Genomic DNA, 13749 nt, shown 5'->3' with positions numbered 1-13749 from the left:
GTACGGCCGGAGGCCGGTGCGGTCAGGAGGTGCGGACCGGATCGGCGTCCGGCCGGGGCCCGGCGGGCGCGTCCGCGGCGCGGCGGGCACGGGACGGGACGGTGGCCCGCCACAGCCGGCCGGCCGACCACAGGCCCGCCGCCAGCAGCAGCCCGTTGCGGGCCACGATCACCACGGTGGGCCGCCAGCCGCCGGCCATCGCCGCCTCGAAGAACAGCGGGTAGTCGACGGTGGTCAGACCCACCACCGGGATCAGCAGCAGCGCCACCGGCCGCTGGCAGGTGCCCCGCACGGACAGGCAGACCGCGGCCAGCCCGACCAGCCAGATCAGGTACTGCGGGGAGATCACCCGGCTGGTCAGGGTGAACAGCAGCACCGCGCTGAGCGCCGCGTCGTACGGGGTGGCGGCCGTCCAGCGGCGGGCGCGCAGCCGCCACAGCAGCAGCCAGCCGAACGCGGCGGCGGTCAGCAGCAGGGACAGCTGGGACGCCCGGTGCACGTACGGGCCGAGGAACTCCATCGAGCCGTAGTGGTGCTCGACCCGGCCGGGCCAGCCGAACAGCCGGGCCACCTGGAAGGCCGTGCCGCCCAGCGACTCGATCTCCACGCCGCGGGCGCGCTGCGCGTGCAGGAAGTCGAAGGCGTGGTCGAACAGCGCGGCCAGCACCAGCAGCAGGGCGAGCGCGGCGACCACCATCGACGTCCACGCCTGCCGGGTGGTGCGGCCGCGCGGGGTGCCGAGCACCGTCAGCGCCGGCCACACCTTGACCATCGCGCCGATCCCGGCCAGCGCCCCGCCCAGCCGCGGCCGGGCCGGAAGCAGCAGCAGCGCGAGCACCGCCAGCGCCGTCACCGCCAGGTCGTAGCGGCCGTACGGCAGGCCGAGCAGCAGCGGCAGCGTCAGCGTCCACATCCACGCGCCCGACGTCGAACGGCCGGGCCGCCCCAGCGAGACCCGCAGCAGCGCCCACAGGGTCAGTGCATCGGCGATCAGCATCAGCAGCCAGAACGCCTGAAGGTACGTCAGGAACGGCAGCAGGTCGGGCGCGAGCATCGACAGCGCCGCGCCCGGCGGGTACTGCCAGGTGACGTCGTTCACCGGGAAGGTGCCGGTGCGCAGCACCTGGGACCAGCCCTGGTACAGCCACTCCACCTCGACGGCGTTCTCGGGCCGGCCCGAGCGGATCACGCCGATCATCAGCATCCGGCTGGCGATCCAGTACACGGCCAGCGCGACGACCTCGCGCGGCCAGGTCGCGGGGCGGGTCCAGCGGATCGGCCGGGCGGGGACCTGCGCCACCGTGTCCTCCAGTGCGGTCGTACTGCGGTCGTACTACAGGGGCGAGCCTTCGTGCGAACTTTCTCATATCAGACAAATCGGGCACGCCTTGATGGGCGCCGGTGCGTGTCCGCCGACGTCCCCGGAACGCGCCACGCCCCCTGCCGCCACCCGGCCGACGGATATCCGTCGGCCGGACCTGCCAGAATGCACGGGCGAGAAAGCGAAACCACCAGAAAGGGTGACCGGCATCGTGACCATGCCCGTCGAACGCAAGATCGCCGAGGAACTGGGCGTCCGCGAGAACCAGGTGCAGGCCGCCGTCGGCCTGCTCGACGGCGGAGCGACCGTCCCCTTCATCGCGCGCTACCGCAAGGAAGCCACCGGCGCCCTCGACGACACCCAGCTGCGCACCCTCGAGGAGCGGCTGCGCTACCTGCGCGAACTGGAGGAGCGCCGGACCGCCGTCCTGGAGTCCATCGACTCCCAGGGCAAGCTCGACGACAAGCTGCGCGCCCAGATCCTCGCCGCCGACTCCAAGGCCCGCCTCGAGGACATCTACCTCCCGTACAAGCCCAAGCGGCGCACCAAGGCGCAGATCGCCCGCGAGGCCGGCCTCGAACCGCTCGCCGACACGCTGCTCGCCGACCCGACCCAGGACCCGGCCGCGCTCGCCGCCACGTTCCTGGGCGAGCAGGTCGCCGACGCCGCCGCCGCGCTGGACGGCGCCCGCGCGATCCTCGTCGAACGCTTCGGCGAGGACGCCGACCTGGTCGGCTCGCTGCGCACCCGGATGTGGACCCGCGGCCGGCTGGTCGCCAAGGTCCGCGACGGCAAGGAGCAGGACGGCGCCAAGTTCGCCGACTACTTCGACTTCGCCGAGCCGTACACCAAGCTGCCCTCGCACCGGATCCTCGCCATGCTGCGCGGCGAGAAGGAAGAGGTCCTCGACCTCGACCTCTCCCCGTACGACGGCGCCGAAGAGGCCGACCTCCCCGGCGCGAGCGACTACGAACAGCGGATCTCCGCCCGGTTCGGCATCGCCGACCGCGGCCGGCCCGCCGACAAGTGGCTCACCGACACCGTCCGCTGGGCCTGGCGCACCCGCATCCTGGTCCGCCTCGGCATCGACCAGCGCACCCGGCTGCGCGCCGAGGCCGAGGACGAGGCGGTGCGCGTCTTCGCCGCCAACCTGCGCGACCTGCTGCTCGCCGCCCCCGCCGGCACCCGCGCCACCATGGGCCTCGACCCCGGCTTCCGCACCGGCGTCAAGGTCGCCGTGGTCGACGCCACCGGCAAGGTCGTCGCGTACGAGACGATCTACCCGCACCAGCCCGCCAACAAGTGGGACGCGGCGCTGGGCGTGCTCGCCCGGCTCGCCGCGGAACACAACGTCGACCTGGTGGCGATCGGCAACGGCACCGCCTCCCGGGAGACCGACCGGCTCGCCGCCGACCTGATCAAGCGCCACCCCGAGCTCGGGCTCACCAAGGTGATGGTCAGCGAGGCCGGCGCGTCCGTGTACTCCGCCTCCGCGTTCGCCGCCCAGGAACTGCCCGAGCTGGACGTCTCCATCCGCGGCGCCGTCTCCATCGCCCGCCGCCTGCAGGACCCGCTGGCCGAACTCGTCAAGATCGACCCCAAGTCGATCGGCGTCGGCCAGTACCAGCACGACCTGAGCGAACTCAAGCTCTCCCGCTCGCTGGACGCCGTCGTCGAGGACTGCGTCAACGCCGTCGGCGTCGACGTCAACACCGCCTCCGCGCCGCTGCTGACCCGGGTCTCCGGCATCACCGGCACCCTGGCCGACAACATCGTCGCCCACCGCGACGCGAACGGGCCGTTCCGGACCCGGCGCGCGCTCAAGGACGTCGCACGGCTCGGCCCGAAGGCGTTCGAACAGTGCGCGGGCTTCCTGCGCATCCCCGACGGCGACGACCCGCTCGACGCGTCCGCGGTGCACCCCGAGGCCTACCCCGTGGTGCGACGGATCCTCGCCGCGACCGGCGGCGAACTGGGCGCCCTGATCGGCAACGGCGCCGTGCTGCGTTCGCTGCGGCCCGGCGACTTCGCCGACGACAAGTTCGGCGTGCCGACCGTCACCGACATCCTCGGCGAACTCGACAAGCCCGGGCGCGACCCGCGGCCCGCGTTCCAGACCGCCAGCTTCAAGGACGGCGTCGAGAAGATCTCCGACCTGGAGATCGGCATGATCCTGGAGGGCGTCGTCACCAACGTCGCCGCGTTCGGCGCCTTCGTCGACATCGGCGTCCACCAGGACGGCCTGGTGCACGTCTCCGCGCTCTCCAAGAACTTCGTCAAGGACCCGCGCGAGGTCGTCAAGCCCGGCGACATCGTCCGCGCCAAGGTCACCGCCGTCGACGTCCAGCGCAAGCGCATCGGCCTCACCCTGCGCCTCGACGACGAGACCCGTCCTGCCGCCGCCCCCCGCGAGAGCGCACCCCGCCGCGACTCCCGCCCCCCGCGCCAGGACCGCCGCCAGAACGACCGCACCCCGCCGCCACCCGCCAACTCCGCCATGGCCGACGCCCTCCGCCGCGCGGGCCTGGGCAAGTAGCAGGCCTCCGCACGACGGCCGGTCCCATGGCAGGGGTCCGGCCGTCCTGTGCTGCCCGCAGCGCAAGATTCCCCGTACAAGTGGGTGTGTGAGTTGGACGCGTGGTCTGGCTGAGGAGGCAACGGTGAGCGCTCAACCGCACGACTACACCGGTGCGAGCCCCGGGATCCCCCGCACGCCGGACGGCATCGCGGCCGCGCTCTCGCCGAGCAGACGCATGCAGTTCCGCGTCGAGCTCGGCCGGACCGCTACTGGTGAGGCGTTCGAACGTCTGCTGGAGGTCTGGTGGTGTCGAGCCACCCTGGACCGGCGTGGTGGGCGTGAGGCCCGAACCGCCGCCGCCCGCGCGGGTACATTCCCGCTGGGCTCCTGGGATTCGCTCCAGAGCCGGAGGGCGAACCGGGAGGGGTAGGGGCGGACACGCCCTGCTGGCCGTGCAGTTGCGTCTCATGCGAGATCCGTGGGACGGGGCCAGTGCGCCGATCGGCGACGATCCCTGCACTCGTGACATTCCGCTCGACGGTCACGCCGCCCTCGTCGAGTACGAGATCGTCACCGGCCCCCATCGCCATGTGGTGCTCACCGCCGTTCAGTGGTGGCACACGGACTTCCAGGACGGAAGTCCGTTCTGACTCACCCGCCGGTGCGGGATTCCGTTGCCAGGGCCACGAGTTCGGGCCACCAGGGCTCGCGGTGGTGGGCGAGGAGGTGTTGGGCCTCTTCGGGGGTGGTGAGGCGGACTTCGAGGACCTGTTCGCCGTCGGCGGGGTTGGTGGGGGCGGAGTCGACGAGGACTTCGGCCCAGCCCCAGAGCCAGGCCTTGACGGGGTGGGGTTGCCAGGGGCGGTAGGGGGTGGGGCCCTCGGAGACGGCGAGGTGGTGGCCGATCCAGGTCGGGGGGCCGGTGAGGCGGGCGCCGGCCTCTTCGCGGAGTTCGCGGGCCAGGCAGGACTCGATGCTCTCGGCGGCCTCGCGGGTGCCGCCGGGGAGGAACCAGTGGCCGCGGACGTCGCGGCAGAGGACCACGCGGCCCTCGGTGAAACCCACCAGGTGGATGTTGGTGACCAGTTCGTCCGGGGGCAGTTCCGTCGTGAACTGCACGTCCATGCCGCCCCACTCCCAGCGCTGCGGCGCGTGGAGGGCCGGGAACCTGGCCGCGACGGCGGCTCTGTCGTCTGTTCTGGGCGTTGTGTCCGTCATCGATCGATCGTAGTCCTGAGTGGGCGGAACCGGACCCGGGTGGTCAACAAATCGGACGGAACGTCACCCTCCAGTGTCCTTACGTCAATTCACCGCACCGGGGCGTCACCCGACGGTGGCCTCCCGGTCGTTCCGGCGGGTCAGTTCGCGGCAAGATCCGCTCGCCGCGACCACTCCAGCGGGCCGTGCCACAGCAGCAGCAGGCCGGAAGAGAGCAGGATCAGCACTTCGAGGGCGGCAGGCACCGAGCCGGCGGGCAGGAACGGCCAGGCCCAGACTCGTGGGACGCCGGCCCGGATCCCCAACGAGGCGCAGACGAACGGGAACACGGACACCACCAGGCCCGCCGTGAGCACCCCCGCGCACCAGCGGACGATCAGCGCCAGGCCCAGGTAGCCGGCGAAGTCCCGGGCCACCATCACCCCCGTCGCGGAGTGGAACCCGGCGGCGCCGGCCACCGCCGTCGCCGTGAGCGCCGCGGCCACGTCCAGCCGCGGGATGCGGCGCACCGCCGTCCGTTCGGCGGCCGCGTCGGACCGGCCGTGGCCGTACAGGAAGAGGCAGACCGGGGCCAGCGGGAACAGGAAGGCCATCGGCAGTGGGAAGGAGATCCCGCCCACCACGATCGGGACGGGCACCACGAGCGACCGGGCCTGCGAGCCGAGCAGTACCGTCAGCGCGGTGCCGGCCAGTACCGCCGGGAGGGCGCGGACGCGCAGCCACCAGAGCACGGCTAACCCCGTCCCGGTGGGTCGGCGAGGTAGTGGGCCGGGTCCAGGTCCGGCGTCCGGTCGCAGGACGTCAGGGTCTCCGCATTCTGTTGGAACCAGGCGAGTTGGGCGTCGGCCGGGGACGCGAGGAGTTGGCGGACCAGTGGGGCCTCGTCCTGGCGGAGCCTGCCGCCCGCGCTGGCCGTCAGCCAGGCGTCGACCGGTCCGACGGCTCGGGAACCCGGCCAACTGCCGGTGCAGTCCGGCACGGTGTGGGTGACGGCGGAGTGGGCGACCGCGTTGATCACCTCGTCCCGCGAGGGGGTCGCGGAGAGCAGGGTCAGCCGGCCGGAGTCCTGCACGCCCGCAGCGGCGAGGTGCGCGTGCGCCTGGTCCGCCCAGGCCCGGATGTCGGCCTCGGACTTGCGTTGCTCCGGCCACAGGCAGAGTTGCGGACGTCCGGAGTCGCAGCGCAGCAGGCTCTCGTCCCGGGCCACCGACGCCCGGGTCCCGAGCGGCATCGCGACCAGCGACCCGGCGGTCAGCGCGGCCGCGACCGCGAGGGCCGAGACCGCCCGCAGCGGCCGGGCCGCACCGGCGAGCCAGAGCAGGGCACCGGCGATCAGGCCGACGGCGACCAGGCAGGTCGCGGCGAGCGACCGGTACGACACCTGCTGGTCGAGCGCGCAGCACTCGGCGAGGTTGTGACCGTTCAACTGCCGTACCCAGAGCGTGTTCAGCGAGGCCGGGTAGGCCATCCACACGAAGCTCGTCACGGTGACCAGCGGCACCGCGAGCAGCGTCGGCAGTGCGTGGCCGGCGGCGTACCCGAAGGCGGTGTGGGCCGCCACGACGAGCAGTTCGGTGCCCAGGACCGACAGCGTCGGACCGCCCGGCGACCCGGCGGCCTCCGGTGCCAGCAGCGCGAGCGGCAGCAGCACGGCGATCAGGCCCATCGCGAGGACCGGCAGCATCCGCCAGCCGGCGATCGCCGCCGCCGACCTGACAGGCGCTCCGCCCAGCACCCGGGAGGCCTTCACCCGGGCGCCCTCCCAGGCGGCGCACGCGGCGCAGGCCGGGGCGGTGAAGCCCAGCAGGAACGAGCTCTGGGCCGTGACCGACTCCCAATAGCCCTGCACAACCCAGGCGTTGAGGTTGCCGACGTACGCCACCACCCAGATCAGCAGCGCCGGCGCGACCCGGAGCGCGATCGAGGTACGCAGGAGAGTGGACCAGCGCATCAGGCCTCCTCGACGACGAGCCGGGCGTACGCGGCCTCGGCCCGGCGCTCCTCGGACACCGCGGCCGGCGCCCGGTCGAGGAACCCGCCGATGGAGCCCTGGTACCGGACCTGCCCCTGGTCGAGGACGACCACGCTGCGGTAACTCGCGGCCAGGTCCTCGGTCTGGTGGGTCGACACGATGAAGCTGACGGTGTCCTGGAGTTCGGCGAGCAGTCTGCGGAAGGCCGCGCGCTGCGCCGGGTCGAGACCGGCGGTGGGCTCGTCGAGCAGCACCACCTCCGCGTCGTGCACCAGCGCCTGGGCGATGCCGAGGCGGCGGAGCTGGCCGCCGGAGAGTTCGGTGCTGCGGCGGTCGGCGAGCTGGGTCAGCCGGACCTTGGCGAGGGCGGCGTCCGAGGCGTCCCAGGCGGCGGCGCGGCTCATGCCCTTGAGCCAGCCGCCGTACGCGACCTGCTCGCGGACCTTGAGCCCGGCCACCGGGCGGACCTGCTGCGGGAGCCAGCCGACCTTGCGCCGGTACGCCCGGACGGAGGTGGTGCTGTCACCGAGCCGGACTTCACCGGACTTCGGTTTCAGCGCCGTGGCGGCGATTCCCAGCAGCGTCGACTTCCCGGCGCCGTTGGGCCCGAGCAGCACCGTCGCCCCGGGTTCGAAGGAGATGCTCAACCGCTCGATGACCGGCAGGCCGCGGCGATAACCGAAGGTGCAGTTCGACAGCTTGATCGGCACGGCACTCCCTCACTCCGATGCGGTGGTCAACTCGAGGGCTGCCGCGCGGACTTCGGGATCGGGGTGGGCCCGCAGCGCGGCCAGGGTGGCGGGCCAGGGGTCGGACCAGCCGCTGCGGGCCCCGAGCCGGTCGGTCAGTGCGGCGGCCAGCAGGCCGGGGACGCTCTCGCCGGTGGTGGCGAGGGCGTGGATGTCGGCGGCGGCCGCGGCCAGCGCGTCCGGCATCGGCGGGGGGCCGCCGGCGACGGTCTCGGCCAGGCTCTCGGCGAGGCGGGCGGCCAGTACGGGGCGGTCGGCGAGGGCGTCTGCCAGGCGGGCGAGGTCCGTGCCGAACTCCGGTCGGCCGGGGACGGCGAGCCGCGACAGCAGCGTCGCCCGGATCGCCAACAGGCTCTCGTGGCCGCGCAGTTGCTCGGCATGGGCGAGCAGCGCCGGTCGCCGGTGCGGCTCCCGGGGCTGGTCGGTGAGGACGGCGATCCGCTGCCGGGCGGGCAGGTCGCGGCCCGGCAGCCGCACGTTCTCGGCGGCCAGCAGCCCGGCCAGCGCCCGGTGGACGAGGCCGCCCTCGGCGGTGCCGCCGGTCGGGTGGGCGATGGTGGAGACGGCCAGAGCGCGCAGCGCCAGCGCGGCCGGGCGCCAGAGCTGGCGGTCCTCGAGGTCGGTGACCAGTCCGGGCAGCACGTCGGCGATGCCCGGCGCGTAGCGGGCCCACTGCGGCAGTGCGGAGATCGCGGTCCGGGCCGCCGTCAGGCCGTCGGTCGAGTCGGTGCGGGCGGCCACCGCCGCCACCAGCCGCGCGTAGCGCGGGCGGTGACGGTCAGCCAGCAGGTGTGGGGCGGCGGCCAGCACGGCCTCGCGGACCTGCGGCTGCGGGTCGGCGGCGGCCTCGGCGAGCAGCGTCCAGGCAGGGTCGGCGTCCAGCAGTCGGGTGCTCCAACTCGCGGCGGCGGCGCGGACGTCCGGGTGCTGGCCGGGGGCGTGGAAGGCCGCGGCGACCAGCTCGGCGGCCTGCGCGGTCGGCAGGAAGCGGGCGGCGAGCCGGACCACCTCCTTGCGCGCCGTGACCTTGGTGCCGGTGGTGCGGGTGGCGAGCCCGGTCAGCAGCTCCAACAGCCGGGCCGGGCCGGTGTGTTGGGCGGCCCGCCCGGCGGCGTACAGCGCGACCCGGGCCCGGTCGTCGCCGACGTGCTCCAGCAGCAGGGGGAGGGCGGCCGCCGGGTCGTCCGTCCAGGGCAGCGCGGCGAGCGCCGCCTCGGCGAGCAGCGCGTCCGGGCCGGCGAGGTGGTGGTGGATCAGCAGGGCGCCGTGCACCGGCAGGTCGGCGGCCCGGCGGATCGCCCGGGCCCGGTCGTCGCGCGGGCGGTCGGGATCGGCGGCGGCCGCCGCGAGCAGTCCGGCGGCCCGCGCCACCTGCCGGGGCAGCCAGCGGCCCGCGTACCGGGTCGGTGGCAGCGGCCGCTGCTGGCCGGCGCGCAGGAACCGGCCGGTGGGCGGCCGTTCGGCGAGCAGGGTGGTGTCGAGCAGGTCGGTGCGGACGGTGGCCAGGTGGCGGCCGACGGGCTCGAAGAACGCCGCCGACGGGTCGAGTTCGAGCGCCGCCAGCACCTTGGCGGTGCGGCCCCGGCGCGGGGCGAGCCACGCCCGCAGCAACTCGGGGAACGCCCGGGTGTGTTCGTCCGTCAGGGCGTGGCGCAGCCGTTCGTCGAGCTCCGGGAGCAGTTCGGCGCGCGGGCCGAGCGCCTGGATCAGGGCGAGCAGCAGGCCGGGCCGGTCCTTGCCGTCCAGCGCGGGGCGCAGCGCGTCGAGCACCTGCTTCTCCTGGCCGCGGCGCAGTCGGCCGGCCAGCGGGGGGAGGGTCAACGTGCCGGTGCGGGCGGTGAGTTGCTCGACGGTGGTGAGGGCCCGGGCGAGCAGCTCGGGGTGCTCGCCGGTGGAGTGGGCGGCGAGCACGCCGAGCGCCACGCGGGACAGCGCCTGCCGGGTGTTCGGCGAGCAGTCGCGGGCGGCGAGCGTCGTGTCGGCGAGCTCGGTGAGGGCGTCGGCGTGGGCGTCCGTGAAGCGGCGGGCGGGGAAGGCGGCGAGTGCGAACAGGGCGCGCTGCCGGACCAGGTCCTGCTCGTTGCGGAGCCGGCGCAACAGTTCGGCCAGCAGCCGGTCGGGCGCGGTCGGGCGGGGGTCGTCGGTGGCGACGGCGATCAGGCGCTGCCAGGCCTCGATGCGCCCGCCCGGGTCGGGCCGCCGGGTGGCGGGCAGCAGGGCGTCCCACGCCTCGTCGGGCGGCAACAAGGGCTTCAGATACTGGAGTTGGCGTTCCGTCCGGCCGCGGGCGAGTGCGGCGGCGTGCAGTCGGCGGGCCTCCGCGTACCGGCGTTCGCGGGGCAGCAGCCGTAGCGCCGATGGCGCCAACTGGTCGGCGGCAGACGGGAGTTCACCGGATACGGCGTCCAGGAAGGCGGCGCGGCGGGAGGGCGGCAGAGCACGCATCAGGGTGACGAACCGGTCGGGCTGGGCCAGTTGGCGGCGGCCCAGCGCGGGCAGCGACGGCGGGTCGGCGCGGGCGATCCGGGCCAGCGTGGTGCGGCTCGGCAGCGGCTCCCAGACGTTCGGTGCACGGTCGGGGTCGGCCAGCACGGCGGTGGCCCGTTCGGCGTCCACCCGCACCAGCGGGCCGAACGAGGCCACCAGCCCCGGATCGAGCCGGGGCGGACGGTGGCGCTCCAGCAGGTCGAGCACACGCGCGGGGCGCAGCGGCAGCACGTCCAGCAGCGGACGGGTGAGCTCCGGCCAGCCGGCGGTGCCCCGGGCGGTGAACTCCCGCTCCAGATGGTCCAGCACCAGGTCCGGGTGCCGGGCCGCCAGCCTCGACCAGGAGCCCACCGCCGTTGCCAGGCCCGGCAGTTCGGCGGCCACCACCTCCGGCGGGCAGAGCGGCAGCAGCGCCGCGGCCTCCTCCGCGCCCCACCGCTCCCGCGCCAGCGGCAGCAGTCGGGCGACGAGAGCCTCGTGGCGGCCGCGGGTGAGCTGCCGGCGCAAGGCGTGCCGGACCACCGACGAGCCGTCGGTGTACGCGGCCAGCACCGCCTCCTCCGACACCGGCAGGGTGCGCAGCGCGCCGATCGCCCGACCGCGAACCTCCGCATCCGGGTCGGTGAGCCAACCGCCGAGCAGATCGACCCGCCCCGCCAGCACGGCGGCGAAAGCGGCCAGCCGTCGCAAGTGCCAGTCACCGGCAGCGAGTTCGGCGATCAGCCGGTCGACATCGGCGGACGGCGCGGCGCGCACCGTGCGGACGAACAGCGCGGTGCGCTCCGGGTGGGGCAGCGGATCCATGGCGGCCAGCAGCGGCGCGGCATCGAGCGAAGGCATGCGGATCATTGTCGCCGGATCCGGCGGCCGGGCCGACTGCTTTTCCGGGGACGGGACTTGGACGGGGGAGGGGAGTCTCGTCCGGTACGCAAGCGTTGGTGATGCGCCGGGCGGCGACCAGGGGCTTGTCGGCGTCGGCGGGCGGCGCGTTCCGCGCGGTGTGGCGTCGAGCGGAGGGGTGCAGATCGTTCTCCCCGGACCTGGTGGCCGGGCCGACTGCTGTGCCCGGTGCGGGGGTTGGGCTCGATCCTGCTCCGACAGCGAGGGCGGTGGGTCGGGCTGCGGGGCGCCGCGGCGAAACGCGGCCGGCGCCGGGAGGGAGAAGTCCCTTCCGGCGCCCGGGCGGTGGTGGTGGGTCAGGCGGCGGTGACCAGGTGGTTTTCGGCGTTCTGGGCGGTGACCAGCTGCTTGCCGGCGTCGCGGGCGGCGTCCAGGGCCTGGGTGTGGTACTCGGCGGCCAGGCCGCGGAGGCTTTCCATGGCGGGGTTGACGGCGGCCATGGTGAGTTCGCGGCGGACCACGGTGAGGTCGGCGCCCCAGACGTCGCGCAGGATGCGCTCCAGGTAGGGGGTGGAGTGGTCCCAGCCCTCGCGGGGGGTGCCGGGGGCGAAGCCGCCGCCGGCGGAGGTGACGAGCAGGACGGGCTTGTCCTTGAGCAGCTGGGCGGTCGGGCCGGCGCCGGCGATCACCACGTCGAGCCAGGTCTTGAAGTGCTGCGAGACGCCCCAGTTGTACAGCGGGACGGCGATGATCGCGGCGTCCGCGGCGCGCAGTTCGTCGGCGAGCTGGTTGCCGAGCTCGGCGGCGGCGCGCTGCTCGTCGGTGTGCTGTTCGGCGGGGGTGAAGGCGGCGATGGCGGCGTGGGTCCAGGCGTCGGCGGGCAGCGGGTCGGTGCCCAGGTGGCGGCGGGTGACGGTGCTCTCCGGGTGGGCGGCGGTCCACTCGGCGTGGGCGGTGTCGGCCAGTTCGGAGCTGCTCGAGGCGGCGGGCATGATGCTGGCGTCCAGGCGGAACAGGTGCATGACAGTTCTCCTCGGATTCCGGCCCGCCGGGGAGGCGGCCGTGGGCAGGCAGGGCAGGGGGCGGCGCCCTGGGGTGGCGCTTCCGTCGAAGCGGACTTTACCCCGCTTCGATGAACCGGACTTTACCCCGTTTCGCTCGGAAGGTAAATTGGCAGCCATGGACGTCCCCTTCGGCAAACCCCCCGTCGAGCGCGCGGACGCGGCCCGCAACCGCGAGGCGCTGCTGTGCACGGCCCGCGAGATGATCGCCGAGCTCGGCACCGAGAAGGTCACCATGGACGGGCTCGCCGAACGGGCCTGCCTGGGCAAGGGCACCGTGTTCCGCCGCTTCGGCACCCGGGCCGGCATCTTCCGCGCCCTGCTGGACGCCGAGGAACGGTGCTTCCAGAACGAGGTGCTGACCGGCGCGCCGCCGCTCGGCCCCGGCGCCGACCCGATCGACCGGCTGATCGCCTACGGCCGCGAGCGGACGGTGTTCCTGCTGGCGCGGCACGACATCGCGCGCGCCGCGATCGAACGCAAGGGCGCCGTCCCGGCCGGCGGGCCGGTGTTCACCCAGCCGCACATCCGGATGCTGATCGGGCAGGCGGGGCTCGGCCTGTCCGACCTGGACACCCTCGCCTTCCAGCTCACCAGCGCCCTCGAAGGCCCACCGCTGCTGTTCCTGGCGATGGACCCGGCCGATGCCGAGCAGCGCGCCGAGAGCTGCCAGGGCGACCTCCCCACGCTGCTCGCCGACGGCTGGCAGGCGTTGATCGAACGGCTCGCCCGGCGCTGAGACGTCACGGTCGCCGGGAAACGTTTCTTCGGCGGTCGGCGGTCGGCGGTCGGCGGTCGGAGGGCGCGTTGGAAGCGCGTCGGAAACGCGAACGGGGACGGCCGCCGTCCGTCCCCGTCAGTACTGCCGAGCGAGCGTCAGGAGCCCGTCACCCAGATCATCTTGCGGCCGGTCTCCGCCGGGGCGGTCGGCGCCGCCGAGTCGATCCGGTCCAGCGTGTAGCCGAGCTTGCGCGGCACGGCGGCGCTCGCGGTGTTCGACTCGTCGCAGTGGATCTCCGCCCGGGTGATGCCCGGCAGGGCGAGCGCGGCTCCGGTGAGCGCGCGGGCGGCGGCGGTGGCCAGGCCGCGGCCGGTGTGCTCGCGGTGCACCCAGTAGCCGATCTCCAGCGCGCCCGGGCCGAGCCGGCCGTGCAGGCCGAAGCCGCCGATCACGAGGGCCGGTTCGGCGTCCAGGCCGAGCAGGTACATGAAGTCGGTGCCCTCGTCCCAGACCTGCTCGCCGCGCACCGAGAGCTGCTCGCTCTCGGGCAGCGTCGGCGCGTTGGCGGCCCACGGCATGTAGGGGCGCAGGTGGTCGAGGTTGGCGAGCACTGCGGCGTTCAGCGCGGCGGCGTCGGCCAGCCGGCGGCGGCGCAGGTGGGCGCCGCCGCCGATCGGCAGCAGCTCGGGCGGGCGGCCCGCGGTCAGCGGGTGTGCGGTGTGCTCGGAGGCACCGGTGTCAGGAGCGTCGGTGGAATGACTCATGATCGCGAGTATGGGTCATCCGCAACCGCTCCGACCAGCGATATTCCGTACCAACACGGCTTGTTCACGGCCCGGGCCGGGGCGGGGTCGCGCACGCC

At 74.4% G+C, this 13749-nt stretch carries 12 protein-coding genes; 4 read left to right on the top strand and 8 right to left on the bottom strand.

Annotated elements, in window-relative coordinates; all coding sequences use genetic code 11:
- Window positions 1-22 precede the first annotated feature (22 nt).
- The gene (locus ACFYS8_RS27220; protein WP_387645550.1) at window positions 23-1300 is read right to left on the bottom strand and encodes a glycosyltransferase 87 family protein; all 1278 of its coding nucleotides are present in this window, start codon (window positions 1298-1300) and stop codon (window positions 23-25) included.
- Window positions 1301-1538: 238 nt separating this feature from the next.
- On the opposite strand from ACFYS8_RS27220, the gene ACFYS8_RS27215 reads away from it, so the two are divergent.
- From ACFYS8_RS27215 to ACFYS8_RS27205, 3 genes are all read left to right on the top strand, one after another.
- Window positions 1539-3857, top strand: a complete 2319-nt coding sequence (locus tag ACFYS8_RS27215) for a Tex family protein (protein WP_387645978.1) — start codon at window positions 1539-1541, stop codon at window positions 3855-3857.
- Window positions 3858-3981: 124 nt separating this feature from the next.
- Window positions 3982-4269 (top strand): hypothetical protein, encoded by a 288-nt coding sequence (locus tag ACFYS8_RS27210; RefSeq protein WP_387645547.1) that lies wholly within the window; start codon window positions 3982-3984, stop codon window positions 4267-4269.
- A 22-nt stretch (window positions 4270-4291) separates the two neighbouring features.
- Window positions 4292-4489 carry a hypothetical protein gene (locus ACFYS8_RS27205; protein ID WP_387645545.1) on the top strand — a complete coding sequence of 66 codons (198 nt, stop codon included), beginning with the start codon at window positions 4292-4294 and terminating at the stop codon, window positions 4487-4489.
- Window position 4490: 1 nt separating this feature from the next.
- On the opposite strand, the gene ACFYS8_RS27200 is transcribed toward ACFYS8_RS27205, so the two are convergent.
- The 6 genes from ACFYS8_RS27200 to ACFYS8_RS27175 all read right to left on the bottom strand — a co-directional run bounded on the left by ACFYS8_RS27200 (window position 4491) and on the right by ACFYS8_RS27175 (window position 12127).
- Window positions 4491-5057, bottom strand: a complete 567-nt coding sequence (locus tag ACFYS8_RS27200; protein WP_387645542.1) for an NUDIX domain-containing protein — start codon at window positions 5055-5057, stop codon at window positions 4491-4493.
- A gap of 140 nt (window positions 5058-5197) precedes the next feature.
- Window positions 5198-5788 (bottom strand): hypothetical protein, encoded by a 591-nt coding sequence (locus ACFYS8_RS27195; RefSeq protein WP_387645539.1) that lies wholly within the window; start codon window positions 5786-5788, stop codon window positions 5198-5200.
- Window positions 5789-5790: 2 nt separating this feature from the next.
- Entirely contained in the window at window positions 5791-7008 is a 1218-nt protein-coding gene (locus tag ACFYS8_RS27190; RefSeq protein WP_387645537.1) for a hypothetical protein, read from the bottom strand.
- Window positions 7008-7739 (bottom strand): ATP-binding cassette domain-containing protein, encoded by a 732-nt coding sequence (locus tag ACFYS8_RS27185; RefSeq protein ID WP_387645535.1) that lies wholly within the window; start codon window positions 7737-7739, stop codon window positions 7008-7010. Before ACFYS8_RS27185 ends, ACFYS8_RS27190 begins: the two co-directional genes overlap by 1 nt.
- 9 nt (window positions 7740-7748) lie before the next feature.
- Window positions 7749-11105 (bottom strand): hypothetical protein, encoded by a 3357-nt coding sequence (locus ACFYS8_RS27180; protein ID WP_387645532.1) that lies wholly within the window; start codon window positions 11103-11105, stop codon window positions 7749-7751.
- Between the two features lie 356 nt (window positions 11106-11461).
- Complete coding sequence (locus ACFYS8_RS27175) at window positions 11462-12127, bottom strand: FMN-dependent NADH-azoreductase (RefSeq protein ID WP_387645529.1); 666 nt, start codon at window positions 12125-12127, stop codon at window positions 11462-11464.
- A gap of 157 nt (window positions 12128-12284) precedes the next feature.
- On the opposite strand from ACFYS8_RS27175, the gene ACFYS8_RS27170 reads away from it, so the two are divergent.
- Window positions 12285-12905: a TetR/AcrR family transcriptional regulator gene (locus tag ACFYS8_RS27170; RefSeq protein WP_387645527.1), complete on the top strand. Its 621-nt coding sequence runs from the start codon at window positions 12285-12287 to the stop codon at window positions 12903-12905.
- A 137-nt stretch (window positions 12906-13042) separates the two neighbouring features.
- Here ACFYS8_RS27170 and ACFYS8_RS27165 read toward each other — a convergent pair whose 3' ends face one another.
- Window positions 13043-13651: a GNAT family N-acetyltransferase gene (locus tag ACFYS8_RS27165; protein ID WP_387645525.1), complete on the bottom strand. Its 609-nt coding sequence runs from the start codon at window positions 13649-13651 to the stop codon at window positions 13043-13045.
- Window positions 13652-13749 lie beyond the last annotated feature (98 nt).

This window comes from Kitasatospora sp. NPDC004615 (assembly GCF_042873545.1).
Lineage (GTDB): Bacteria > Actinomycetota > Actinomycetes > Streptomycetales > Streptomycetaceae > Kitasatospora.
Note: the sequence above shows the minus strand (reverse complement) of the source record. Positions and strands in the feature narration are given on the sequence as shown.